General features: G+C 70.7%; 22 protein-coding genes. 10 read left to right on the top strand and 12 right to left on the bottom strand.

The window, feature by feature from the left end; genetic code table 11:
• Positions 1-6 precede the first annotated feature (6 nt).
• Positions 7-1,029 carry a GTP 3',8-cyclase MoaA gene (gene moaA, locus BM228_RS03270; protein ID WP_092037367.1) on the bottom strand — a complete coding sequence of 341 codons (1,023 nt, stop codon included), beginning with the start codon at positions 1,027-1,029 and terminating at the stop codon, positions 7-9.
• 117 nt (positions 1,030-1,146) lie between these two features.
• Here moaA and BM228_RS03265 point away from each other — a divergent pair, with 117 nt between their 5' ends.
• The 4 genes from BM228_RS03265 (at position 1,147) to BM228_RS03250 (ending at position 2,606) form a co-directional block, all read left to right on the top strand.
• A complete protein-coding gene (locus BM228_RS03265; RefSeq protein WP_092037150.1) occupies positions 1,147-1,569 on the top strand; it encodes a gamma-butyrobetaine hydroxylase family protein in 423 nt (140 codons plus the stop codon).
• Between the two features lie 78 nt (positions 1,570-1,647).
• Entirely contained in the window at positions 1,648-1,875 is a 228-nt protein-coding gene (locus BM228_RS03260; RefSeq protein ID WP_092037365.1) for a hypothetical protein, read from the top strand.
• Positions 1,872-2,165, top strand: coding sequence for a type II toxin-antitoxin system RelE/ParE family toxin (locus BM228_RS03255; protein WP_092037148.1), 294 nt, complete (start codon positions 1,872-1,874; stop codon positions 2,163-2,165). Before BM228_RS03260 ends, BM228_RS03255 begins: the two co-directional genes overlap by 4 nt.
• 114 nt (positions 2,166-2,279) lie before the next feature.
• A complete protein-coding gene (locus BM228_RS03250) occupies positions 2,280-2,606 on the top strand; it encodes a cupin domain-containing protein (protein ID WP_092037146.1) in 327 nt (108 codons plus the stop codon).
• A 52-nt stretch (positions 2,607-2,658) separates the two neighbouring features.
• Here BM228_RS03250 and BM228_RS03245 read toward each other — a convergent pair whose 3' ends face one another.
• On the bottom strand, positions 2,659-3,318 hold the full coding sequence (locus tag BM228_RS03245) for a L,D-transpeptidase (protein ID WP_092037144.1): 660 nt from the start codon (positions 3,316-3,318) through the stop codon (positions 2,659-2,661).
• Positions 3,319-3,558: 240 nt separating this feature from the next.
• On the bottom strand, positions 3,559-5,496 hold the full coding sequence (gene mdoH, locus BM228_RS03240; RefSeq protein WP_092037142.1) for a glucans biosynthesis glucosyltransferase MdoH: 1,938 nt from the start codon (positions 5,494-5,496) through the stop codon (positions 3,559-3,561).
• 310 nt (positions 5,497-5,806) lie between these two features.
• Here mdoH and BM228_RS03235 point away from each other — a divergent pair, with 310 nt between their 5' ends.
• Positions 5,807-7,303, top strand: a complete 1,497-nt coding sequence (locus BM228_RS03235; protein ID WP_092037363.1) for an OpgD/OpgG family glucan biosynthesis protein — start codon at positions 5,807-5,809, stop codon at positions 7,301-7,303.
• A gap of 7 nt (positions 7,304-7,310) precedes the next feature.
• Here the strand turns inward: BM228_RS03235 and BM228_RS03230 are convergent, their stop codons facing one another.
• The 4 genes from BM228_RS03230 to BM228_RS03215 form a co-directional block, all read right to left on the bottom strand.
• Positions 7,311-7,511 carry a hypothetical protein gene (locus BM228_RS03230; protein WP_092037361.1) on the bottom strand — a complete coding sequence of 67 codons (201 nt, stop codon included), beginning with the start codon at positions 7,509-7,511 and terminating at the stop codon, positions 7,311-7,313.
• Positions 7,512-7,635: 124 nt separating this feature from the next.
• Positions 7,636-9,108 carry a glucose-6-phosphate dehydrogenase gene (zwf, locus tag BM228_RS03225; protein ID WP_092037140.1) on the bottom strand — a complete coding sequence of 491 codons (1,473 nt, stop codon included), beginning with the start codon at positions 9,106-9,108 and terminating at the stop codon, positions 7,636-7,638.
• A gap of 223 nt (positions 9,109-9,331) precedes the next feature.
• Positions 9,332-9,619 carry a GIY-YIG nuclease family protein gene (locus tag BM228_RS03220; protein WP_092037138.1) on the bottom strand — a complete coding sequence of 96 codons (288 nt, stop codon included), beginning with the start codon at positions 9,617-9,619 and terminating at the stop codon, positions 9,332-9,334.
• Positions 9,620-10,063: 444 nt separating this feature from the next.
• On the bottom strand, positions 10,064-10,906 hold the full coding sequence (locus BM228_RS03215) for an SDR family NAD(P)-dependent oxidoreductase (RefSeq protein ID WP_092037136.1): 843 nt from the start codon (positions 10,904-10,906) through the stop codon (positions 10,064-10,066).
• Between the two features lie 421 nt (positions 10,907-11,327).
• On the opposite strand from BM228_RS03215, the gene BM228_RS03210 reads away from it, so the two are divergent.
• Complete coding sequence (locus tag BM228_RS03210) at positions 11,328-12,512, top strand: endo-1,4-beta-xylanase (RefSeq protein ID WP_092037134.1); 1,185 nt, start codon at positions 11,328-11,330, stop codon at positions 12,510-12,512.
• Here BM228_RS03210 and BM228_RS03205 read toward each other — a convergent pair.
• The gene (locus tag BM228_RS03205) at positions 12,499-13,641 is read right to left on the bottom strand and encodes an acyltransferase family protein (protein ID WP_208611972.1); all 1,143 of its coding nucleotides are present in this window, start codon (positions 13,639-13,641) and stop codon (positions 12,499-12,501) included. The genes BM228_RS03210 and BM228_RS03205 overlap by 14 nt on opposite strands.
• A 212-nt stretch (positions 13,642-13,853) precedes the next feature.
• Here BM228_RS03205 and BM228_RS03200 point away from each other — a divergent pair, with 212 nt between their 5' ends.
• A complete protein-coding gene (locus BM228_RS03200; RefSeq protein ID WP_092037132.1) occupies positions 13,854-15,473 on the top strand; it encodes a L,D-transpeptidase family protein in 1,620 nt (539 codons plus the stop codon).
• A gap of 382 nt (positions 15,474-15,855) precedes the next feature.
• Here BM228_RS03200 and BM228_RS03195 read toward each other — a convergent pair whose 3' ends face one another.
• On the bottom strand, positions 15,856-18,531 hold the full coding sequence (locus BM228_RS03195; protein WP_092037129.1) for a bifunctional acetate--CoA ligase family protein/GNAT family N-acetyltransferase: 2,676 nt from the start codon (positions 18,529-18,531) through the stop codon (positions 15,856-15,858).
• Positions 18,532-18,930: 399 nt separating this feature from the next.
• On the opposite strand from BM228_RS03195, the gene BM228_RS03190 reads away from it, so the two are divergent.
• Together BM228_RS03190 and BM228_RS03185 are read left to right on the top strand one after the other, a co-directional pair.
• Positions 18,931-19,353 (top strand): Ros/MucR family transcriptional regulator, encoded by a 423-nt coding sequence (locus BM228_RS03190; RefSeq protein WP_092037127.1) that lies wholly within the window; start codon positions 18,931-18,933, stop codon positions 19,351-19,353.
• Positions 19,354-19,450: 97 nt separating this feature from the next.
• A complete protein-coding gene (locus tag BM228_RS03185; RefSeq protein WP_092037125.1) occupies positions 19,451-20,209 on the top strand; it encodes a restriction endonuclease in 759 nt (252 codons plus the stop codon).
• A 172-nt stretch (positions 20,210-20,381) separates the two neighbouring features.
• Here BM228_RS03185 and BM228_RS03180 read toward each other — a convergent pair whose 3' ends face one another.
• Positions 20,382-20,861: a peroxiredoxin gene (locus BM228_RS03180; protein ID WP_092037123.1), complete on the bottom strand. Its 480-nt coding sequence runs from the start codon at positions 20,859-20,861 to the stop codon at positions 20,382-20,384.
• A gap of 102 nt (positions 20,862-20,963) precedes the next feature.
• Complete coding sequence (locus tag BM228_RS03175; protein WP_092037121.1) at positions 20,964-21,200, bottom strand: hypothetical protein; 237 nt, start codon at positions 21,198-21,200, stop codon at positions 20,964-20,966.
• A gap of 172 nt (positions 21,201-21,372) precedes the next feature.
• On the opposite strand from BM228_RS03175, the gene BM228_RS03170 reads away from it, so the two are divergent.
• Positions 21,373-21,993 (top strand): YqgE/AlgH family protein, encoded by a 621-nt coding sequence (locus BM228_RS03170; RefSeq protein WP_092037119.1) that lies wholly within the window; start codon positions 21,373-21,375, stop codon positions 21,991-21,993.
• 10 nt (positions 21,994-22,003) lie between these two features.
• Here the strand turns inward: BM228_RS03170 and BM228_RS03165 are convergent, their stop codons facing one another.
• The gene (locus BM228_RS03165; RefSeq protein ID WP_092037117.1) at positions 22,004-22,996 is read right to left on the bottom strand and encodes a hypothetical protein; all 993 of its coding nucleotides are present in this window, start codon (positions 22,994-22,996) and stop codon (positions 22,004-22,006) included.
• Positions 22,997-23,268 lie beyond the last annotated feature (272 nt).

Below are 23,268 nucleotides of genomic sequence, written 5' to 3'. Positions count from 1 at the left end.
AGCCTCCTACCCTCCGGTCACGCTCATGTGCCGCGGCACTGCGGCCGGGCGCTGGCGCTCGATGATGAAGTCGTGGCCCTTCGGCTTGCGCGTGATCGCCTCGACCACGGCGGCGGCCAGCACGGCATCGTCCGGGGAGGCGCGCAGCACCGCCCGCAGGTCCGCCGAGTCCTCCTGGCCCAGACACAAATAAAGCTGGCCGGTGCAGGTCAGGCGCACCCGGTTGCAGCTCTCGCAAAAATTGTGGGTCAGCGGCGTGATGAAGCCGAGCTTGCCGCCGGTCTCCTCGACCCGGACGTAGCGCGCCGGGCCGCCGGTGCGGTCGGGCAGCGGGGTCAGGGTGTAGCGGCTTTCCAGGCGCTGCCGGGCCACCGACAGGGGCAGGAACTGGTCGGTGCGGTCGGCCTCGATCTCGCCGAGCGGCATCACCTCGATCAGCGTCATGTCCATGCCGAGGCCGTGGGCCCAGGCGATCATGTCGGGGATCTCGTCGGCGTTGACGTCGCGCAGCGCCACCGCGTTGATCTTGACCTTCATGCCGGCCGCCCGCGCGGCCGCGATGCCGTCGAGCACCACCGGCAGGTCGCCCCGCCGGGTGATCGCCCGGAACTTTTGGGGGTCCAGCGTATCCAGGGAGACGTTGATCCGGCGTACGCCGAAGCTCGCCAGCTCGTTGGCGTACCGAGCGAGCTGGGTGCCGTTGGTGGTGAGCGTCAGCTCCTCCAGCGCACCCGAATCGAGATGGCGCGACAGGCGGCGGAACAGGTGCATGATGTCGCGGCGCACCAGCGGCTCGCCGCCGGTGATCCGCAGCTTGCGCACCCCGCGGGCAATGAACACGCCGCAGAGCCGGTCCAGCTCCTCCAGGGTCAGCAGGTCGCGCTTTGGCAGGAACTGCATGTTTTCCGACATGCAGTAGGCGCAGCGCAGATCGCAGCGATCCGTCACCGAGATGCGCAGATACGAGATCGCCCGCTGGAACGGGTCGATCAGCGGCGCGGGCGACGGCGCGCGGGGCGCGTCAGCCATAAACCCCTGCGGCGTGCTGGAGATGTCATCGAGCATGATTGAGCATATGATGCCCGATACGGTCGTGGGCAAGCCGACCCCGGGCCGCAGACCCCGGTTGCTTGAGGAGTGTCACCTGTGAACGAGGATCTGTGGCCCACCGAGATCCGCCTGTCGGCCGACCGGCAGGTGCTCAACGTCGCCTTCGAGGACGGGTCGCGCTTTGCCCTGCCGGCGGAATATCTGCGGGTGTCGAGCCCGTCGGCCGAGGTGCAGGGTCATTCGCCCCTGGAGCGCAAGGTGATCGGCGGCAAGCGCGCGGTGGCGATCCTGGCCGTGGAGCCGATCGGCAATTACGCGGTCAAGCTCGGCTTCGACGACATGCATGACACCGGCATCTACGGTTGGGGCTACCTGTACACGCTGGGCCGCGAATACGATTCCCGCTGGCAGACCTACCTCTCCGAACTCGCCGAGCGCGGCCTCGACCGCGAGACCGCCCGCACCGCCCCGGTGAAGCAGACCGGAGGCTGCGGCTCGGGCTCGTGCGGCTGCCATTGAGATCGACGAGTCAGAGGGTCGGAGGCTTCCGCGCTAGGACGACTTCTCTCGACAATGATTCTGACGCACGATGACGGCATGACCGAGCTTCTCGACCGAGCCATCGCGCGCGTGCGCATGTTGCCCTCCGAAACCCAGGACGAGTTGGCCGGCGTCCTCCTGCGCCTCGCTGGCGAGGAGGAGCCTGTCGACCGGCTCAGCCCGGAGGAGGAGGCGTCTTTCGCGAACTCGCGCGCCCAGGCGGCGCGGCGTGATTTCGCGTCGGATGAGCAGATCCGGGCGATCTGGGCGAAGCACGGGCTTTGAGACTGCGCTTTACCGCGGATGCGGCGGCGGAACTCGAGCGTGTGCTCTCGGAGATCGCGCAGGCGTCGCCTCAAGGGGCACGACGCGTTCAGGGTCGGATCCAGGCCGTCCTCGATTTCCTGCTGGATCAGCCGAGAAGCGGCCGATTAACGAGCCTGAGAAATCTGCGGCGGATCCCAGTGCGACCCTACCCGTATGTAATTTTCTACGAGGCTTCCGAAGACGAAGTCGTCATCATCGGAATCCGCCATGGTGCCCGTGCCCCCTCCTCGATGCCGGGAGCGTCGTGACGCACGGCCGGATCGATCGGGCGTCCGGATCCGGCCGGCTCTTCGGCCGGTGATCGCATCTTAATTTTGGGGCGTTCGGCGCGATCCAGACGTCCCGCCAGACCCGGAGCCATCATGGCCTTCACCTGCACGATCCCCGCGGTGCCCACGATCCAGCAGGACGATGCCGCGGTGCGCATCACCCGCTGGGACTTCCCGCCCGGGGCGGTGACCGGCTGGCACGAGCATGGCTGGCCGTATTTCGTGGTGATGCTGGTGGAGGGGGTGCTGCGCGTCCATGACGGGGCGGCGGTCAGCGAGACCCTGCTCGCGGCCGGGCAATCCTACATGCGGCCGGCCGGCATCCGGCACGACGTGATGAACGGCTCGGCGCATCCGATCGCGTTCATCGAGATCGAGGTGAAGCGCCCCGACGCGCTGGTGACGCTACCCGACGCCTGAACGCAAAAGGGCCGGCCTCGCGGCCGGCCCCATCCGAAAAAATTCCAAACAATCAGCGCTGGACGACGACCTTCGTGCCGACCTTAGCGCGGGTGTAGAGGTCGGTGACGTCGTCGTTGGTCATGCGGATGCAGCCCGAGGACACGGCGGTGCCGATGGTCTCCGGCTCGTTCGAGCCGTGGATCCGGTAGATCGAGCCACCGAGATACATGGCGCGGGCGCCGAGCGGGTTCTCGATGCCGCCCTTCATGTAGCGCGGCAGGTCGGGCCGGCGGCGCAGCATGGTCGACGGCGGGCGCCAATCCGGCCATTCGCGCTTCATCGTGATGGTCTGCACGCCGCCCCAGGTGAAGCCCGGACGGCCGACGCCGACGCCGTAGCGCAGGGCCTGGCCGCCGCCCATCACGTAGTAGAGCCGCCGCTCGGCCGTGGAGACCACGATCGTGCCGGCGCCGTAGGGGCCGTTATAGGCGACCGTCTCGCGCGGGATCGCGGACATCTGCGGCACGGCCGCGTCGAGCGGGTCGGCGGGGTTGAGGGAGGCGTTGGCCACCGGTACCGCGACAGTCTCGACGGCCTGCGGGCGCACCCGCACCGTGAGCGCGTCGTTCAGCGGCTGGCGGGTGAGCGGATCGATCTCGTAGGCCAGCGCCGGTGCGGCGCAGGCAGCCGCGCCGATGAGCCCTACGAGGGCGGGAAGGAAACGACGCATCAAAGCCTCTCGGGGCAGGCGCGAAATGGGTTGGGAACGCGGCGAATTACCGGGGCACGATGCCGTGCCGATCCTCGCCAAGGGGTAAACGCTCGCGCCCCAAATCCAAGTCGGAAACCGCTACGCTTAGCCGGTTCCGCCCCTCCGTGACTCGATGGCAACACTGTGGCAGCTTGGCCGTAACCGCGGGATGGAGCCGGGCGGCTCGGGCGTGTTCCGACCCGCCCGGTCCCCAAAAACTTAGGCTTCGTCGGCGGCGAGCCAGATGGCCGGTTCCAGGGGCGCGCTGCGGATTGGAGCCGGGGCGGCCGGCAGGCCGCGGATCTGAGCCAGCTCGGCCAGCTCCGGGGCCTGCGCGGTGTCGTCGGCGGTGAGGAACAGGCCCCGGGCCCGGGCGGCGCGGCCGAGATCGGCCCGGCTGGTCCAGACGCTCTGGGCCGGGCTCGCCAGCAACGCGAGGGCCAGCGGCGCCAGCCACAGGCCGAGCCAGGCATTGCCGATCCAGACCAGGGCGAAGACGATCAGCGCCCCGACCACCACGGCATCGGCCTGGAGCCGGAACGCCTCGGCCCAGGAGACCTGCCGGTCGTCGCGGTCCTGGGTCTCCCAGCGTACCACCCGGCCGAGGAAGGTCGAGACCACGGCGCCGGCGGTGAACAGGGTCAGCACCGGCCACAGGAACACCCAGACGACCTGTTCCAGGGCGGCGCTGGCGAGCAGAGTCTTCGTGCCGCCGAAGGAAGCCCGGCGCTCCGGCGAAGCCAGGACATGGCCGAGGCTCAGGACCTTCGGCAGGGCCAGCACCGCGAGGCTGAGGGCGGCGAGACCGTGGGCAGCGGCGCCGTGCCCGGTCAGACCGTAGGCGAGCAGACCGAGATCGCCGGTCCGGGCTGCCTGCCAGGAGGCCAGCCCCAGAAAGGCGATCCAGAGCGGCAGCATGCCGTAGGCCAGGATGCCGACTGCGAGGTGCCAGCGGCTGGCGCCGTGCAGGCCGGCCCAGGGCAGCACCCGCAGGTGCTGGAGGTTGCCCTGGCACCAGCGGCGCTCGCGGCCGAGCAGGTCGACGAGGTTCGTGGGCATCTCCTCCCAGGTGCCGCCCATCTCGGGCAGCAGGCGCACCTCCCAGCCGGCGCGGACCATCAAGGCGCCCTCGACGATGTCGTGGCACAGGATCTCGCCGCCGAGCGGCGCCCGGCCCGGCAGGACCGGGAGCTGCGCGTTCTCGGCAAAAGCCTCGATCCGCAGGATGGCGTTGTGGCCCCAGTAGCTGCCCTCCGGCCCCTGCCAAGTCTCCAGGCAGCGCAAAGCCAGGGGCGCGTAGAGGCGCACGGCGAATTGCTGGATGCGGGCGAACAGGGTGTCCCGGCCAGCCGCGTAGGAGACGGTCTGGATCAGGCCGGTGCGGGGGCTCTCGTCCATCAGCCCGACGAGCCGGGTCATGGCCGCGCCGGTCATGAGGCTGTCGGCGTCCAGCACGATCATGTAGGCGTATTCGGCGCCGTAGCTGCAGCAGAACTCGCCGATATTGCCGGCCTTGCGGCCGACATTCTCCGTCCGGCGCCGGTAGCGGATCCGCGGCAGGGCCGGATCGGCCTCCGCCCAGGCCTGGATCCGGGCGAATTCGTGCTCCTCCACGGCGGCGATCGCGCCATCCCGGGTGTCGGAGAGGACGAAGATGTCGATGTCCCGGGCCTGCGCCTCGGCGAGCGAGCGCGCCATCACCCGCAGCCGGGCGAACACCGCCACCGCATCCTCGGCGTGGATCGCCACCACGGCGGCGGTGCGGCCGGCGCTGGCAGCTGGGATTTCGGCGGCCTCGGAGCGGCGCTCCAGAATCGATTTCGCCCGGTCCCCCAGGATGGCGGCGACGAGGCCGTAGACGTATTGGCAGGCGACGAACGCCTGCCAGCCCATCACCAGGGCGAACAGGACCAGGATCGTCCAGGCCAGGGGGCTGGCACCGGCCGGATAGGCGCGCTCCGCCAGCCAGGCGAGGCCGCCCGCGGTGGCGAGGCTCGGGATCGCCAGGGCGAGGCGCCGGGCCAGCAGGGTCCGTCCGCCGGTCGCCCAGACCTCGGGTTCGCGCAACTTGGCTGGGATCGTCGAATATTGGGGATCGGGAGCGCCTGGATGGGCGTTCCGGTGCGGCCGCTCGGAGGAGGTGACCCGTGAGAACATGGCGCGAGGAACTCGACCGTGGAAGGCTGCCGGCTGCCTCGCCGCGTGCGGGCGGGAACCGATGAGCGTGGACACCGATGACCGGGGTGAGGACACGCAGCCGACCCGGCCGCACAGGCAGCCGGAGGCCGAACGGATCGATCCCCCCTCCCGACGCCGCGTTCTCAAAATCGTCCTGAAAGCGGCTGCCGGCAGTATTGTACCTAGCGCCATAGATCTGAATGGCGCCCGAACATGGGCCGGGGCGGCGCTTCAGCCGCAGGGGCCGGCCTCCGGTGGCCTCCAGGACGGTGCCATGAATCCCGGTGCGATGACCTTCGAGACCCTGTCGGCCGAGGCCCAGCGCCTGGCGGCCGCGCCCTATGCGGGGCCGCCGACCGAGCTGCCCCCGGCGCTGGCCGGGCTCGACTATGACGGCTATCGCCACATCGTGTTCCGGCCTTCCGAGAGCGTTCCGCTCGGCCGCCATTTCAGCGCGCAGCTGTTCCATCGCGGCTTCCTGCAGCGCAAGCGCGTGGCGCTCTATCTCCAGCCGCGCGGCGGCCCGGCCCGGCCGATCCCCTACGAGAGCCGGCTGTTCGATTTCGGCGGGCGGCTCGCCGGCCAGAGTTTTCCGGCCGATCTCGGCTTCGCGGGGTTTCGCCTGCACTACGCCTTCCCGGACACGCCGGCCTGGCGGCCCAAGGGCTTCCAGGAGGAATTTTTGGTGTTCCTCGGCGCCTCCTATTTCCGGCTGCGCGCCGCGGGCCAGGAATACGGGCTCTCGGCGCGGGGCCTCGCCATCGGCACCGGCGCGCCGGAGGGGGAGGAATTTCCCGATTTCACCGCCCATTGGCTGTGCGAGCCGGATCCGGAGGCCCGCAGCCTCACGGTGCTCTCGCTCCTCGACAGTCCGAGCGTCGCCGGCGCCTACCGGTTCGTGATCAGCCCCGGGGACCCGGCCCGGATCGCCGTCACGGCGGCGCTCCATCCCCGCACGCCGATCCCGCGGCTGGGGCTCGCGCCGCTCACCAGCATGTTCCTGTACGGCCAGAACGGGCCCGGCGCCCGGGGGGCGAAGCCCTTCGACGATTTCCGCCCGCAGGTGCACGATTCCGATGGGCTCTGCGTCGCCACCGCGGCCGACCGGCTGTGGCGGCCCCTCATCAACGGCCGCAAACAGCCGCAGATCTCGGCCTTCGCCACGAAGCCGCTCTCGGGCTTCGGCCTGCTCCAGCGCGAGCGAAACTTTGCCGCCTATCTCGACGTGGAGGCGCGTCAGGAGGCCCGGCCCGGCCTGTGGGTCGCGCCCGATCCGGCCGGCACCTTCGCGGAGGGCGCCGTGCAGCTCTACGAGATCCCCTCGGCGGAAGAGTACATGGACAACATCGTGGCCGCCTTCGTGCCGGCGGACCCGGTGCAGCCCGGCGCGGCGCTGCGGCTCGGCTACACGCTCACCACCGTGGGGGCGGAGCCGGTCGCGGTAATCCCGCAAGCAGCGCTCGCCCGGGTCACCGGCACCCGGTTCGGCTCGGCCGAGCGCCTGCGCCCCACCACCCCGCCGAACCCGGAGCGGCGGCTCTGCGTGATCGATTTCGAGGGGCCGTCCCTGCCCAAGGGCGCAGACGACACGATCGCCGCGGAGGTCTCGGCCAGCGCCGGGACGCTGCACGAGCCGGTGGCCAATTTCGTGCCGCAGACCGGCGGCTGGCGCATCTACGTGGAATGGCGCCCGCCCCAGCCGATGCCGGCGGGCGATATCGTCCTGCGGGCGCGGCTGGTGCGCGGGACGACTCCATTGAGCGAGACCTGGGACGCGGCCGTCTGACCCCGCCTCAGGCGCTGCGCCGCTCGCGCTCCAGGCGTTTCGCCAGGCGGGTGGCGCCGTAGACCTCGCTTAGGCGGCGGCGGGCGGCGGAGACCGGCGGGGCCTGCCGCTCGACATGGGCGGCCGCGATGACGCGCAGAGCAGAATCGACCGAGCGTTCCAGGCGGCGTTCGGCCGAGACGGCGAAATCCTGCTTCGAGTCCTGCATGCGAATGATCCCTCGTGCGAGGCCGGGCCCGCCCTCTCGGGGGGCGGTGACCGGCAGCAGGGACAGCTTCCGCATCCGGCTTGACCGTATCAAGGCAGCTTGGCCGTAAGCTCGAGAGGCCGCGTTACCGCAGCTCCTCGTGCCAGGTCCGGCCGTCGCGCTCGATCAGGGCGATGGCGGCGGTGGGGCCCCAGCTCCCGGCCGGATAGGGCCGCGGCGCCTCCGGGCGGTCGGCCCAGGCCTTGAGCACGCCGTCGGCCCAGGCCCAGGCGGCCTCGACCTCGTCGCGGCGCATGAACAGGGTGGCGTTGCCCCGGACCACGTCCATCAGCAGCCGCTCGTAGGCATCCGGATAGCGCTGCTTGAAGGTCTCCTCGAAGGAGATGTCGAGGTCGGTGGGGCGCAGCCGCAGGCCGCCGGGGCCCGGATCCTTGGTCATCACCTCGAGCTTCATGCCTTCCTGCGGCTGCAGGCGGATGACGAGGCGGTTGGGCTCGCGGCCGAACGCCTCCTCGGGGAAGATCGAGAAGGGCGAGGCCCGGAACTGCACGACGATCTCGGACAGCTTCTGCGGCAGGCGCTTGCCGGTGCGCAGGTAGAACGGCACCCCGGCCCAGCGCCCGGACTGCACCTCGAGCTTCATCGCCACGAAGGTCTCGGTCCGGCTCTCGTGGCCGAGCTCGGTCAGGTAGCCCTCCACCGGCTTGCCGTCGACGGCGCCGGCCACGTACTGGCCGCGCACGGTCACGGTCTGGATGTCGTGGGCGGTGATCGGCTTGAGGGCGCGCAGCACCTTCAGCTTCTCGTCGCGCACGGAGTTGGCCTCGAGGTTGAGCGGGCTCTCCATGGCGGTGAGGCACAGGAGCTGCAGCATGTGGTTCTGCAGCATGTCGCGCATGGCGCCGGACGTGTCGTAGTAGCCGGCCCGGCCCTCGACGCCGACCGTCTCGGCCACGGTGATCTGGACGTGGTCGATCACGTCCGAGGTCCAGAGCCGCTCGAAGATGGTGTTGGCGAACCGCAAGGAGAGCAGGTTCTGCACCGTCTCCTTGCCGAGATAGTGGTCGATCCGGAAGATCTGCGATTCGGGAAAGACCTCGCCGACCGCATCGTTGATGGCGCGGGCCGATTTCAGATCCTTCCCGATCGGCTTCTCCAGCACGACCCGGGACTTTTCGCCGACGAGCCCGTGCGAGGCGAGGTTGCGGCAGATCGAGCCGTAGAGGTCGGGCGAGGTGGCGAGGTAATAGGGCCGCACCTGGTCGGGCCGCTCGTCGAGCTTGGCCACGAGATCGGCCCAGCCGCTCTCGCCGGCGCCGTCCACCGCCACGTAATCCACGTGGTCGAGGAATTTGTGGAGCACGTCCTCCGTCAGGTCGGTGGCGGGCACGAAGCGCTTGAGCGCGTCCCGGGCATGCTCCCGAAACGCGTCGGTCGACAGGTCCGAGCGCGAGGCGCCGATAATGCGGCTGGTCTGCGGGATCTGACCGTCCCGGAACCGGTAGAACAGGGCTGGCAGCAGCTTGCGCGCCGTGAGATCGCCGGTGGCGCCGAACACGACGCAGTCGAACGAGGCGACGGGGATGATCGTGGCCAAGAGTGCGGCTCCCTGGTGTCGTGCGCGGTTGCAATGCGGCGACCGCGCCGCACTGACCTAACCTGGGTGCAAACCCTTCGCCAGACGAGGGGCGGCCGTCAGGAAGGTCCGCGGCGCATATCTCCAAGGCAGGACGGTCGCGGCTCGATGCGCCGGCCGTGAACCACGCCCCGTCATTGCGAGCGGAGCGAAGCAACCCAGGGAACCGCTGCGTATAAGACCTTTACGCGAGGCCGGGATACAGATCGCGCCAATCCGGGTTCATCGCCTCGATCAGGGCGAGCTTCTTCTTCCGGGAGCCGGCCTTGATCTGCTTCTCGCGGGCGATGGCCTCGCTTATCGTCGGGTAGCCCTCGTACCAGACCAGGAGCTTGCAACCGTAGCGGCGCGTGAAGCCGGGACGGAGGGCTTCGCGGTGCTCGTAGACGCGCCGGGACAGGTCCGCGGTGACACCGGTATAGAGCGTCCCGTTGCGGCGGCTCGCCATGATGTAGACGGCCGGCGCGCGCATGGTGGCAGTCCCGTCGAGCAGAACGATCGGCCGCGCGGAGCCCTGGGTTGCTTCGCTCCGCTCGCAATGACGGGATGGGCGTCATCGTGCGTCGCGCGATTCGTTTCAGGCTTGCGCTGCTGCGCGAGCTTGCCGCCGCTGGATTGCGCCACGCTGGTGGGTTGGGTTCGGCACGGGGGCGTTCAGGAAGTTCTTGGTGGAGTGAGAGCGTCAACCGTCATTGCGAGCGGAGCGAAGCAACCCAGGGCTCCGCGCGGCACATCGTTCCGCTCGACGGAACGGATGCGGAGAGCCGCAGGTGAGATGCGAGGCGGAGCGCTCCCACCGACAGTAACGCTGCCCCAGAGCGAGATTTCAGCACGGTCCGTTTTCCGTCCGCGCTGGAAAACATCCTCCGTCGCGGAGCCCTGGGTTGCTTCGCTGCGCTCGCAATGACGGGACCGATCACCCCGCCATGAACCGCTTGAACGCCTCGGAAAAATCCGGGTGCCAGCGCGACAGGGCCGGCCGGTTCTCGATGATGTCGCCGGCGGCCCAGGCGATGCGCTTCTCGTCCTGCGCCCGGGTGGTCTCGTTGTCGGGACAGAGGATGTAGAAGTCGCCCGCCTCCAGCCGCTCCAGCAGGAAGGTGACGGTCTCCTCCGGCGTCCAGGCGCCGGCCGGCTTCTCGGCGACGCCCCTTGCCTTGGTGAGGCCGGTATAGACGAAGCCGGGGATCAGCAGGTGCGCGGTGGTCCGGCAGCCTTCGCGGTTGCGCAGCTCGTGGGCCAGCGCCTCGGTGGCCGCCTTCACGGCCACCTTCGAGACGTTGTAGGGCGCGTTGCCGGGCGGCGTGGTGATGCCCTGCTTCGAGCCGGTGACGATCACCGCGCCGGGCTTGCCCCCCGCGATCATCCCGGGCGCGAAGGCGTGGATGCCGTTGACCACGCCCCCGAGGTTGGTGGCGAGGATCCGGGTCCAGGTCTCGGCATCGGAAAAGAGTTTTCCGCCGGCCTCGATCCCGGCGTTCAGCATCACCACGGCCGGAGGGCCGGCCTTGGCGACATGGGCCGCCAGGGCCTCCACGGCCTCCCGGTCCGAGACGTCGGTGGGCACCGCCCGGACCTCGACGGCGGCGAGCTCGGCCACGGCACCGTGGGCCTCCTCGAGGGCTTGGCCGGGCAGGTCGGCGAGCCAGACATTCATGCCGGCCCGCGCGAAGGCTTTGGCCGCCGCGAGCCCGATGCCGCTCGCCGCCCCGGTGACGACTGCGCTGCGGCCTGGGCTGATGGCGGGATGCTGACTCATGACTCTCGTCCTCGACTAGATGGCGTCCCGAAGATGGGGCGAGTCGGGGCCGAAGGCGAGTTGGAACGCCTGTGGGTTTTGCGCGGCGCGGCAGGCGGGATCCCCTCTCCCCGCTTGCGGGGAGAGGGCCGCGACGACCTCGTCGTCGGCGCGGCGAGGCGGCAGCCGGGGGTGAGGGGGCGGTTCAGGGCGCGCGCCTCGTTCTGAGCCGCCCCCTCACCGCCGCTCCGGCTGCGCCTCCGCTTCCCGCACAGACGACAAGGTCCGTGCGGGCTTCTCCCCGCGTGCGGGGAGAGGGAACCCGCGCCTTCCCTGAAGATGTTTGAAAAACCGAATCCTCTGGCGGAGAGACGCATGTTCGGCAGCTTGCTTCATCCGTTGAGGATATCCGTCCCTCCAAGCCCCGCACAAAGGACCCGGCATGACTCCACCCCCCGGCCCGCCGAGCCGCCGGGCTCTCCTCGCCGGGGCGGCCTGTGCCGGCCTCGCTACGGCCGTGGGGGCCGCGCCCGCCGGCTTCGGGCCCCTCGGCAAGCCGTCCTGGTCAGCCGACAGCCTTCAGGCCGCTGCTACCGCCAAGGGGCTGCTCTATGGCTGCGAGGTGCCGTTCCACCGCTTCGACGCGACGCCGGCCTACCGGCAGGCGGTGGCGCGGGAATGCGGGATCCTCGTCTGCGGCACCGAGATGAAGATGGAGGAGGTGCTGCCCGCCCCCGGCCGCACCGAGTTCGCTCGGGGCGACGCGATCCTGCGCTTCGCCCGGCAGAACGGCCAGCGGATGCGCGGGCACACGCTGGTCTGGCACGCGGCCCTGCCGCCCTGGGTCGCGCCGCTGCTCGGCCGGGCGAGCCCCGTCCAGGCCGAGGATTTCATGCGGCGCTGGATCGAGACCGTGGCCGGGCATTACCGCGGGCAGATCGTCGCCTGGGACGTGGTCAACGAGATTTTGGGCAACGAGGCCGATCCCGACCGGGGCGGGGGTTTGCGCGACTCCCCCTGGCTCGCCGCGATGGGGCCCGGCTACGTCGACCGCGCCTTCCGGATCTTGCACGAGACCGACCCGGCGGCCGCCGGCACCTGGAACGAGGATGCGGTCGAGCAGGGCGCGCCCTGGATGGAGGCCAAGCGCACCAAGGTGCTGCGCCAGCTCGAGGCGATGCGGTCGCGCGGTGTGCCGATCCGGCGGTTCGGCCTGCAATCGCACCTGACCAGCACGGTGCCGATCGACCAGGGCCAGCTGCGGCGCTTCCTGCACGAGATCGGCCAGATGGGGCTGGGGATCGCGGTCACCGAGTTCGACATCGACGACCGGGCCTTCCCGTCCGACGTGCCGACCCGGGACCGGATGGTGGCCGATTTCGCCCGGCGCTACCTCGACGTGGTCCTGGCCGAGCCAGCCCTGCTCGACGTGCTCACCTGGGACATCTACGACCCCGACACGTGGTTGAACGACCACCCCTACCGGAAGCGGCCGGACGGGCTGCCCCAGCGGGCGCTGCCGCTCGACGCGCAGTTCCGGCGCAAGCCGCTCTGGCACGCGATGCAGGCCTGCTTCCGGGCGGCGCCGGACCATACGGCCGTGCGCGATAAACTCAGGCGGGGGTGATGCCGGTGCGGCGGCCCCCCTCCGACAGGGTCGGCTCCGGCGGGCGGTCCGACAGCAGCCGACGGCGCAGGCGGGCGCAGGGGCGCTCGACCCAGGTGAACAGGCCCCAGCACCAGAGCAGGGTCACCGGGAAGGCCGCCAGCATCAGCGGGACGCCGTGCAGGCCCGGGGCCAGGTGCAGCACCAAAGCCACCACGGCCATGTGGGCCAGATAAAAACTGTAGGACCAGAGGCCGAGCTGGCGCATCGGCCGGGTGGAGAGCCACCGCACCGCCCGGCCCTCGCCGTGCAGCAGGTAGGCGAAGGGCACGAACAGGGCCGCGCTTTGGAGGGTGTAGCGCAGGGTTTCGCGGAAGGCGGGATCGCGCACAGCCAGGGTCAGGAGGATCACCGCGAGGCTCGCGGCGATATGCCAGGGGCGCGGGCGCCAGGCCCGGTCGGCCGGGATCACCGGGTTGTTCCACAGGCCGAGGCAGCAGCCGAACAGGATCGCGTCGATCCGGGTGTGGGTCCAGGAATAGTTCAGGCTGTAATCGGGCAGCCGCCAGACATTGACGCAGCGGATCGCCAGCACCGCTGCGCAGATCCCCAGGCAGGCGAGTGCCGCCCGGCGCGGGTGCAGGCGCCCCAGCCACAGGCTGTAGGCCAGGGGGAAGACCAGGTAGAAATGCTCCTCGATGGCGAGGCTCCACAGCGGCACCGGCAGCACCGCCTCGGTGCCGAACAGGCCGGGATAGTTGGTCAGGAACACCACCTGGCCGAGCACGGCCGCCGGCTCGACCCGCATCCAGTCGAGCAGCCCCGCCGCGTAGAGCGCCCCGGTGGCCGCGAGCGTCAGGTAGAGCGGGGGCAGGATCCGGAGGCTGCGCCGCAGGTAGAAAGCGGCGAGCGAGACCGTGCCGGTGCGCCCGCGCTCGATCCGCAGCAGCGTCGTGATCAGGTAGCCGCTGAGGAAGAAGAACACCGTGACGCCGAAGCCCCCCGGCACCACGTGGCTGTAGCCGCAATGGGCCACGAACACGATCAGGATGGCGAGCGCCCGCACCCCGTCGAGCTGCGGCAAGTAGGGCATCGTGCAGGGCATCGCGCTCAGGCTCTCCCCGGTGCGCTGGGATCCGGAATCCGGCATGGCGGCGGCTGATCGTCCTTCACGGCACGGCCCGGCAGGGTGCGCCTTTTCCATCCGAATCGATATCCGCAGGTCGCTCCCGGGACGAAGCCGCTCGCCGGATGGTGAATAGCGCCCTCGGCCAGCCGGATCGACCGGAGGAGATTGGTAACCGTGCCGCCCCATCATCCCGCCCGACCGCGCCGCCCCGGGCGCTGTCGGGAGTGTTGCGTATGGTCCCGGCCCGTTTCCGCCTGTCCGCCCGCCTCGGCGCGGGTCTCTCGGTGCTGGCACTGCTCGGCGGCCCCGTCGGCGCGCTGGCGCAGGCGATCCCGGCCGGGCCGGCCGGCCCCGCCTCCGCCCCGGTCCCGCCCCTCGCCGTGCCGGTCCCGGTGCCGCCGGCGGCTGCCCCGGAACCTTCGAAGATTTCCGAGCCCAAGCCCCTGGATTCTTCGAAGACTTCAGAATCCCGTCCGATTGAGGCGAAGAGTTCCGAGGCGAAGCCGCCGGAGGCTCCCAAAAAGTCGCGGGAGCCGGCGCCGCTCGTTTACGCCAAGGTCTCCACCGACCCGACCCCGACGCTCACCGCCCGCACCTTCCTGGACACGCTAAAGGTCGCCGACCGCTACGCCGCTTTCGCGGAGGCCGGGGGCTGGGAGCGGCTGCCCGACGACCTCATCCGCCTGAAGCCCGGGGAGCGCAGCCCGGCGATCCCGTCCCTGCGCCATCACCTGACCCTCACCGGCGACCTGCCGGCGGATGCGCCGCCCAGCGACCGCCTCGACCCGCCGCTGGTTTCCGCGATCGCCGCGTTTCAGGGCCGCCACGGCCTGCCCGATAGCGGGATCCTTGGCCGGCTCACGATCAACGCCCTGAACGTGCCGGCCGCCACCCGCCAGCGTCAGCTCGCGGCCTCCGCGTCCCGGCTGATAGGCTCGAAATTCCCGTTCGGCGAGCGCTACGTCGTGGTCAACATCCCTTCGGCGAATGTCGAGGCGGTGGAGAACGGCGCGGTGGCCCGCCGCTACGTCGCGGTGGTCGGCTCCCCCGACAAGGCGACACCCACGGTGGAGACCCGGATCACCGACATCAACTTCAACCCGACCTGGACCGTGCCGGCCTCGGTGGTGAAGAACGAGATCATCCCGCAGATGCGCAAGAACCCGGGCTACCTCGCCCGGAACCACATCCGCATTCTCGGGCCCACCGGCGAGGTCGACCCGACCAAGATCAACTGGGCCGGCGACAAGGCGGTGAACTACACGCTGCGCCAGGATTCCGGCTTCGACAACTCGCTCGGCCAGGTGCGGATCGACATGCCGAACCGCTTTGCCGTCTACATGCACGATACCCCGGCGAAATCCCTGTTCTCCGCCGCGGTGCGCTTCCACAGCCACGGCTGCGTCCGGGTCGGGCAGGTCAAGGAGTTGGTCGGCTGGCTGCTACAGGGCACCGACGGCCCGAACGGGCCCGGCACGAGCTGGGGCCCGATCGAGATCGAGACCGGCATCGCCGACGGCGAGCGGCGCGACATCAAGCTGGTTAAGCCGGTGCCGGTGACCTTCGTGTACCTCACCGGCTACGCCACCCCGGACGGGAGGGCGCATTTTCGCGATGACATCTACAACCTCGACACGCCGGCCCCAGCGCCGGAGCCCGCCGCCACGGGGGCGATCCAACCGGCCGGCGCGGCGCAGCCCGTGGCGACGCCGAAGCCCGCAGCGGTCAAGCCGGCGGCGCCTAAGGCTGCCGTGGCGAAGCCCGCTGCGGCCAAGGCGGCGGCGAGCAAGGTGACGGCCGTGAAGCCGGCCACTGAGGGGCTCAACCCGGAAACGCCTCAGCCGTCGCGCTGAAGTCGGTCCTGCCGGCGGCTTGGTACCCTCGGCAAACCGCAATCCGTGGGAGAATATACTTGATCGGGCGCATCGCGTCAGGAGATCGCGTTCGCTCCAGAGCGTAAGGGTTCAATCGACGGCCGATTTCTCCCGCCTTGTCATTCCGGGGCGCCGCAGGCGAGCCCGGAATCCAGAGCCGCCGACGGTGCAAGCTATTGATCACTCAGTGGTTATGGATCCCGGGCTCCGCTGCGCGGCCCCGGGATGACGGGGTGTTTACCCGGCCGCCGGTGGTGCATCGAAGATCCGAGTGCGCCTTAGAAGCAGCAGGCTCTCTGAGAAGGACTCTGCCCGCGCATTCGGCCCCTCTCGGGCATGGGGCCGCTGCCCGTGCCGCCTCCTACCCCACCCCAAGCTCCAGCTTCACGTTCACCAGCCCCGGATCCTCCGGGTCCCGCCCCTGCGTAAACCCGAGCCGGCGGCAAACGGCCAGCATCGGGCGGTTCTCGGCGAGCACCATGCCCTCGACCCGGCCGATGCCCTCGGAGCGGGCCCAGTCGATCATCAGGCGCATCAGCGCGAAGGCGAGGCCGGTGCCCCGCGCGTCGCGGCCGACCGCGATGGCGTATTCGCCGCTCTCGTGGTTGGCGTCGGCATGCAGGCGGACGGCGCCGAGCATGCGCTCGCGTCCCTCCGGGTCGACCTCGGTCGCCACGAAGGCGATGGCCCGGGCGTAGTCGAGCTGCGTCAGCCGGGCCAGGAAGGCGTGGCTGAAGGCGCGCACCGGCCCGAAGAAGCGCAGCCGCAGATCCTCCGGGTCGAGGCCCTCGAAGAAGGTGAGGAACAGGCCCTCGTCCTCGGGGCGCACCGGACGCACCCGGATCGTGCGGTCCTTGAGCTTGAGGGTGCGGACCCATTCCGCCGGATAGGGGCGGATCGCGAAGCGCGGGTGGCCGCGGCCGTGGCGTCCCCGCTCGGCGCGCCCGATCCGCACGCGGGCATCGAGGGCCAGCACGCCGGTCTCGTCGGCCAAGAGCGGGTTGATGTCGAGCTCGCGCACCTGCGGCAGGTCGGCGGCGAGCTGAGAGAGCTTCACCAGGGTCAGAGCGATGGCGCCTATATCGGCGGGCGGCACGTCGCGATAGCCTTCCAGGCGCCGGGCGACCCGGGTCCCGCCGATCAGGTCGCGGGCCAGCGCCAGGTCGAGGGGCGGCAGGCCGAGCGCGCGGTCGTCGATCACCTCCACCGCCGTACCGCCCCGGCCGAACACCACCACGGGGCCGAACACCGCATCCTCGGCGAGGCCGGCGATCAGCTCCCGGCGCTGGCCCCGGCGGACCATCGGCTGCACCGCGAAGCCGGTGACCCGGGCATCCGGCCGCTCCCGCCGGGCGCGGGCCAGGATGCTGCGCGCCGCCTCGCGGACATCGGCCTCGCTGGTCAGGTCGAGATGGACGCCGCCGATATCGGATTTGTGCACCACGTCGGGCGAGACGACCTTGAGCGCCACGGTGCCGCCCGCCGCGATGATCGGCCAGGCGGCGGCCGCGGCGGCGTCCTGGTCGGGGGCGAGGGTGATCGGCACGGTGGGGATGCCGTAGGCCTCCAAGAGCCCGTTCACGGCGACCGGATCGAGCCAGGCCGCCCCCTGGCGCAGGGCGGCGGCGATGATCGAGCGCGCCCGGGCCATGTCGGGGGAAAAATCCCGCGGCAGGGAATCCGGCGTGCGCATCAGGTCGTCCTGCGCCTCGCGGTAGCGCACGAGGTGCAGGAACCCTTCGATCGCCTCGGAATCGGTGGCGAAATGCGGGATCCCGGCCCCCGCGAAGGCGGCGCGCGCCGCCTCGGCATCGCCGAGCGACACCGCGAAGACCGGCTTCTTGCGGGTCTGGCCGGCGCGGGCGCGCGTGACCGTCTCGGCGATCGCCCCGGCCACGGCGCCGGCCTCCGACCGGATTGTGGGGACGTGAATCGCCAGCACCGCGTCGCTCGTCCGGTCGGCGAGCAGCGGCGCCAGGGCGGCCGAGAAAGCCGGGCCGCCGGCATCGATGCCGAGATCAATCGGGTTTCCGGCCGGCTGGCCCTCGGCCGCGGGGATCTCCGCCAGGATGCCCGCGCGGTCGGTGAGCTTGTCGGCGGCGAGCAGGCCGATGCCGCGGCCGTTGGTCAGGATCGCCAGCCGGTCCCCGGGGAACGGGCGCTGGCGCCCCAGGGCCTCGACCGCGGAGAACATGGCGTCGAGGTCCGGCACGGCGAGCAGGCCGGCCCGCCGGAAGGCCGCGGCGTAGACGGCGTCGGGCCGGGCCAGGGCGCCGGTATGGGTCACGGCGGCCCGCCTGTCCGGCCGGTGGCGGCCGGCGCGAAGCACCACCACGGGCTTGGCGCGGGCGGCGGCCCGGGCCGCCGACATGAACCTTCGGGCATCGGCCACCCGGTCGAGGCAGAGCAGGATCGCCCGGGTGCGATGATCGGCGGCGAAATAATCGAGGCAGTCCGCGACACCGATATCGAGCACGCTGCCGAGCGATAGCACCGCGGAGAAGCCGGTGCCGTGCCGGGCCGCCCATTCGACGATGGCCGCCGCCACCGTGCCGGATTGCGAGACCAGCGCCAGATCCCCGGCCGTGGGGCTATGGGCGAACAGGCTGGCATCGAGCTTGGCGGCGGGCACCACGAGGCCGGCGCTGTCGGGGCCGAGCAGGCGCAGCCCCTGCGCCCGGGCGATCCGGTGCGCCACCGGCCCGGGATCGTCCGGCCCGCGGCCGAGCCGGGCGGTGAGGATCACGGCAGCCCCGGCACCGATCGCGGCGGCCTGGGCGACCACCTCGGGCACGCTCGGCGGCGGCACCGCGATCAGGACGAGGTCCGGCACGGTGGCGAGGTCGGCGACCCGCTTCACGCAGGGCAGGCCGTCCACGGTTTCATGATCGGGCTGGACCGGCAGGATCGCGCCGGGAAAGCCCGCCCGGCGCAGGCTGTCGAGCACGCTGCGCCCGAGGGAGCCCTCCCGCGCCACGGCCCCGACCAGCGCGACCGAGCGCGGCGCGAGGAGCTTGTCGAAGCGGTAGGTGCTCACGGCGCCGCCGGCTCGGTTCTGCGCGCGCGCATGGTGATGCCCCTCGCCTGGTGACGCGCTTGGGTAAGGCGTGGGGCGCGGCGCCCGCGAGCGCCCCCGTCGCCCTACCAGATGGCACAATCTCCCGCGCGTGCAACGCCCGGATGCACCGATGCAGTCGCGACCACTGTCGCGGCTACCTCAAAAGAGACCGGGAACACGGCGGTTTGTGTAGTATACGACAATGCATGCCGCCATTATGCGGACTGTTGTGATCAGTTATAAAATTGGTCTTGCTCTTAAATTGACCACATCATAGTACCTGCGCGATTATAGCCCTGTATCGGTTCGGGCAGACACAGATTCCGGCCGCCCAATCCGAATGATGGCGACCGAGACAAAGCGACGGGAGGTTTCGGAATGGACGCCACGGTCGGAGAGGACCTGGATTATCTCACCCTGTCCGTCGACATCGTGTCGGCTTTCGTGAGCAACAATCCGGTGCCCGTGCCGGAGCTGCCCGGGCTGATCGCCGCGGTTCACGCGACCCTGCATGGGCTGAGCCAGCCGCCGGCCCCGCCGGTGGAAGAGCTCCGGCCGGCCGTGTCGGTCCGTCGCTCGGTCCAGCCCGATTTCATCGTGTGCCTGGAGGACGGGAAGAAGTTCAAGTCGCTCAAGCGGCACCTGCGCACGCACTACAACATGACACCTGAGGCCTACCGGGAGAAATGGGGGCTGGCCCCCGACTACCCGATGGTGGCGCCGAACTACGCCGCCGCCCGCTCCAGCCTCGCCAAGAGCATGGGCCTCGGCCACCAGCGCCGGAAGGGCCAGAAGGATTAGGCCCGCGGGCCTGCATCCACAGCTTTCCCGCCGGGATTCAGCATCGGGCAAGGGGCGCTTGCCAGGGTCGACGGGCTCATCCGCGACCCGAGACCCGATGCCCGGCAAGCCCAACCCCGTCGCCCGCCTGTTCTGGACGGCCGCGCTCGGCTGCCCGTTCGGGCTCTGGTACGGACCGCCCGCCTTCGCGGCCACGGGGCTCGCGCTCACGCTGGTGCTGATGCGTCATCTCGGACGGCCGCGGCGGTTCCGGGCGCGGGTGCGCCGGATCGCCCGGGCCCATGGCGAGACCCTGGCGCTGCGGCGGCGTCAGGAGAGCTTTTCCGATGCCTACGGCAACCGGATCGAGGACGGCTGGCTGCGGGAGCGGGCCTATTTTCTCGACCGGACCGTGCTGCCGCAGATCGGGCCGCATTTTGCCGACCTCGCCGAGTCGGAGCGCGCCCGGATGCTGGCGATCGTCGAGGCGGAGGCCGCCGCCGTCGCGCTGCCCGAGGAGGACGAGGCGCCGGGCGACGGGATCGATTACGAGCGCTACTGCGCCGAGCGCCTGGCCCGGGCGGGCTGGCGGGCGCATCGGACCCCGCCGAGCGGCGACCAGGGCGCCGACATCGTGGCGGTGCGGGACGGGCTGCGCCTGATCGTCCAGTGCAAGCGGCTGGCGAAACCCGTGGGCAACGCCGCCGTGCAGGAGGCGGCCGCCGCCCTACGCTATTGGGCGGGCGACCGGGCCGCGGTGGTCTCGAATGCCGGCTTCACGCCGGCGGCCCGCCGCCTGGCGGCGGCGACCGGCGTGCTGCTCCTGCATCACGACGCGCTGGACGACATCGACCTCGCCGGCGCGCATCGCGGCTAGCGCGTCGTGCCGGATATCGGAACCGGCACGACGCGCTAGCTTTTTGATTGGCATCGTATTTTTCCGAAAGCCGGCGGCCACCTTTCGGGACGATGCTCTAGCGAGACCGGTCCCGGGATCCCAAAGGGCTCAGCCCTTTGGCGGGGGCTCGAGGCGCGAAGCCCCGATGGCCTCAGAGGACCTTGAGCAGAGCCTCGGCGCCGGACGCCTCGGCCTTCGAGGGAGTCTCCTCGACGTTGAGGATCTTCACCACGCCGTCCTCGACCAGCATCGAGTAGCGCTTGGAGCGCATCCCGAGGCCGAAGCCGGTGCCGTCCATCTCCAGGCCGATGGCCTTGGCGAAATCGGCATTGCCGTCGGCCAGGAACTCGATGCCCTCGGCGCCGCTGGCCTTCGACCAGGCGTCGAGCACGAACACGTCGTTGACGCTGGTGACCGCGATGGCGTCGACGCCGCGGGCCAGGATCTCGTCCTTCTTGGTGACGAAGCCCGGCAGGTGGTTGCGGTGGCAGCTCGGCGTGAAGGCGCCGGGCACGCCGATCAGCACCACGCGCCGGCCCTTGAACACGTCGTCGGTGGTGCGGGCGAGCGGGCCCTCGGGGCCGGTCACCCGGAAGGTCGCCTGGGGCAGGTGGTCGCCGACCTGGATCATCGCGGGTCCCTCGTTGCTGCGCGCTCCGATCGCGCGCTGAATAATCGCGGCTGACCTAGCGTGGCGGCCCGCGCCTGTCGAGGACGGGAGCGGTGGTGTTCGTCACGCGCCGAGCAGCTTGATGAAGGCGGCGCCGGCGCCGAAGAAGGCCGCGCCCGCGGCCATGCCCGAGAGCGCGACCTGCCAGGGCGCCAGAGTCCGGTCGCGGTTGAGCTTGGCCGCCTCGACCATGAGCGCGTGCTGCTCGGCGACGAACCTGTCGGTCGCTTCCTGTGCGCGTCGGATCTGAGCACGCTGCGCCTCGATGTCGAAGGCAGCCGGGGATTCAGCGTCCGCCATGGAACGCATCCTTCTCACGGCCGGATCGGGCCTGCGCATAGGCCAATGCCCGAGGGCAGAGAAATATAGCGATCCGCCCGCAGATTCGACAGCGCTTTTCGGGGTTGGCGCCGGCGGTGGGCCGCGCGCTTTGTCCGCTGGACAAGGCCAGGGGGCCGCGTAGCATACGCGCATGACGAACCCAGCGTCGCCCACGCAGACCACGCTCACCGGCTCGAGCTTCCTCGACGGCCAGTTCCTCGTGGCGATGCCCGGGATGGCCGACGAGCGCTTCGCGCGCTCGGTGATCTATGTCTGCGCTCATTCCGCGGACGGCGCGATGGGCATCATCGTCAACAAGGCGGCGACCGACATCAGCATGCCGGACCTGCTGGTCCAGCTCGACGTCTGCCCGGAGGCGGATGCGATCCGGCTGCGCGAGCGCGTCGGGCACATGCCGGTTCTGATGGGCGGCCCCGTGGAGGGCCGGCGCGGCTTCGTGCTGCACACCGACGATTTCCACATCCAGCAATCGACGCTGATCATCGACGACGGCATCTGCCTGACCGCCACCGTCGAGATCCTGCGCGCCATCGCCAGCGGCGAGGGACCGGCGAGCGCCGTGCTGGCCCTGGGCTATGCCGGCTGGCAGGCCGGGCAGCTCGAGAGCGAGATCATGGCCAATGGCTGGCTCAACTGCCCGGCCGACCCGGCGCTGATCTTCGACACCGACCTCGACGCCAAGTACGAGCTGGCCCTGCGGACCAACGGCATCGACCCGGCCATGCTGTCGATGAGTGCCGGGCGGGCCTGAACACCAACCTTTATTCCGGCGGCATCTCGCCGGCCGTGTCCGGGCTCATCCCGTCCACGGCGGGCTCCGTTGCGGGCTTGGGCCGGGACCGGCGCGGGGCGACCGCAGCGGTCGGCACGGCGGTGTTGGCGCCGAGCCGCGTGGCGAGGGACAAGGCCCGGTTCTCGGTGACCCGCAGGTGGCAGAAGCCGTGGGTGCCCTCGCGGGCGTAGCCGCGGCAGAGCTGCTCCCGGTCGGCCGAGAAGGCCGCCTGCTCGCTCACCACCGGCCGGACATCCTCCCGCCGGGCACGCTGGGTCATGAGCTTGTAATTGTCGCGCACCGCCTTGTCGGCGACGCCCCGGGCGGTGTCGAACTCGCCGGCCCGGGGGATCAGCGTGGCGCCGGCCGGCCCCCAGAGACCCGAGGGGGTCGTGGCGCAATCGGCGTTCGAGAAGGTGCAGACCGGCCCCTGGCCCAACGACGAGACCAGCACGCCGCCCTCGACCACGTCGAAGCGCAGCGGGCACTCGGCCCCCGCCGCCTCGAAGCGCGGCGCACCCTCGGGCTTGCCCTCGGAGGACAGGGTGATGGGGTTGCCGTTCGCGAGCGGCACCGTGCAGGATTCCGCCGGCTGCGAGATCTTGGTGCCCGGCAGCTTGATCCGCGCCGTGACAGCGGTGCCGGACCGCTCCAGCTTCAGGGTACCGGCGAGGCCGTTGAGCAGAAGCTCCTGCCCGATCACCCCGTCCTCGGAGGGGACCTTCAGCACCACCGGCCGGGCCGGAGCCGGCGCGGGCCGGGGCGCCTCGGGGGCCGTGGGGGCGCCCGGCTCACTGGGGGCGGCCGGGGCGGCGGGGGGCGCCTCGGGCACGCCGCGCGGCGGCACCGGCGGCCGCTCGGGCTTGATGCCGAACAGGCGCTCGAAGAAGTTCTGGGCCTGCGCCGGCGGGGCGGCGAGCAGCGCGGGAGCCGCGATGGCGGCGGCCAGAAGGGGAAGCAGGAGGCTGCGGGTCCGTGGCATCGGGCTCTGACGGGGAAGACGAGGTGGCGGGGCCACGCTCAACCCCTTGTCGAAGTGTTAACACGCCATCGATGGCCTGGACGTGGCAGCGGAGCAACAAAATGCATCGACGCCATCCGGCCAAACGCGGCTTTGCAACGGGATTTTTCAGGCAAAACAACGCCTTGGCAAAAACGGCGCTGGCTGGGGCCAACGGGCCGGCTTTGCCTTGCGAGCCCGTCCGGGGGTTCTTATATCGCCCTCGACGCGGGATTATGCGCTGGATTTCAGCC

Origin of the sequence: Methylobacterium pseudosasicola, assembly GCF_900114535.1 — a bacterium.
GTDB lineage: Bacteria > Pseudomonadota > Alphaproteobacteria > Rhizobiales > Beijerinckiaceae > Methylobacterium > Methylobacterium pseudosasicola.
This window is presented reverse-complemented; position numbering and strand designations above follow the sequence as displayed.

Coding starts and splice junctions, on each gene's coding strand:
- moaA (WP_092037367.1), bottom strand. CDS start 1,029: ATGGCTGACGCGCCCCGCGCGCCGTCGCCCGCGCCGCTGATCGACCCG.
- BM228_RS03260 (WP_092037365.1), top strand. CDS start 1,648: ATGACCGAGCTTCTCGACCGAGCCATCGCGCGCGTGCGCATGTTGCCC.
- BM228_RS03250 (WP_092037146.1), top strand. CDS start 2,280: ATGGCCTTCACCTGCACGATCCCCGCGGTGCCCACGATCCAGCAGGAC.
- BM228_RS03245 (WP_092037144.1), bottom strand. CDS start 3,318: ATGCGTCGTTTCCTTCCCGCCCTCGTAGGGCTCATCGGCGCGGCTGCC.
- mdoH (WP_092037142.1), bottom strand. CDS start 5,496: ATGTTCTCACGGGTCACCTCCTCCGAGCGGCCGCACCGGAACGCCCAT.
- BM228_RS03235 (WP_092037363.1), top strand. CDS start 5,807: ATGACCTTCGAGACCCTGTCGGCCGAGGCCCAGCGCCTGGCGGCCGCG.
- BM228_RS03230 (WP_092037361.1), bottom strand. CDS start 7,511: ATGCAGGACTCGAAGCAGGATTTCGCCGTCTCGGCCGAACGCCGCCTG.
- BM228_RS03220 (WP_092037138.1), bottom strand. CDS start 9,619: ATGCGCGCGCCGGCCGTCTACATCATGGCGAGCCGCCGCAACGGGACG.
- BM228_RS03215 (WP_092037136.1), bottom strand. CDS start 10,906: ATGAGTCAGCATCCCGCCATCAGCCCAGGCCGCAGCGCAGTCGTCACC.
- BM228_RS03210 (WP_092037134.1), top strand. CDS start 11,328: ATGACTCCACCCCCCGGCCCGCCGAGCCGCCGGGCTCTCCTCGCCGGG.
- BM228_RS03205 (WP_208611972.1), bottom strand. CDS start 13,641: ATGCCGGATTCCGGATCCCAGCGCACCGGGGAGAGCCTGAGCGCGATG.
- BM228_RS03200 (WP_092037132.1), top strand. CDS start 13,854: ATGGTCCCGGCCCGTTTCCGCCTGTCCGCCCGCCTCGGCGCGGGTCTC.
- BM228_RS03190 (WP_092037127.1), top strand. CDS start 18,931: ATGGACGCCACGGTCGGAGAGGACCTGGATTATCTCACCCTGTCCGTC.
- BM228_RS03185 (WP_092037125.1), top strand. CDS start 19,451: ATGCCCGGCAAGCCCAACCCCGTCGCCCGCCTGTTCTGGACGGCCGCG.
- BM228_RS03180 (WP_092037123.1), bottom strand. CDS start 20,861: ATGATCCAGGTCGGCGACCACCTGCCCCAGGCGACCTTCCGGGTGACC.
- BM228_RS03175 (WP_092037121.1), bottom strand. CDS start 21,200: ATGGCGGACGCTGAATCCCCGGCTGCCTTCGACATCGAGGCGCAGCGT.
- BM228_RS03170 (WP_092037119.1), top strand. CDS start 21,373: ATGACGAACCCAGCGTCGCCCACGCAGACCACGCTCACCGGCTCGAGC.
- BM228_RS03165 (WP_092037117.1), bottom strand. CDS start 22,996: ATGCCACGGACCCGCAGCCTCCTGCTTCCCCTTCTGGCCGCCGCCATC.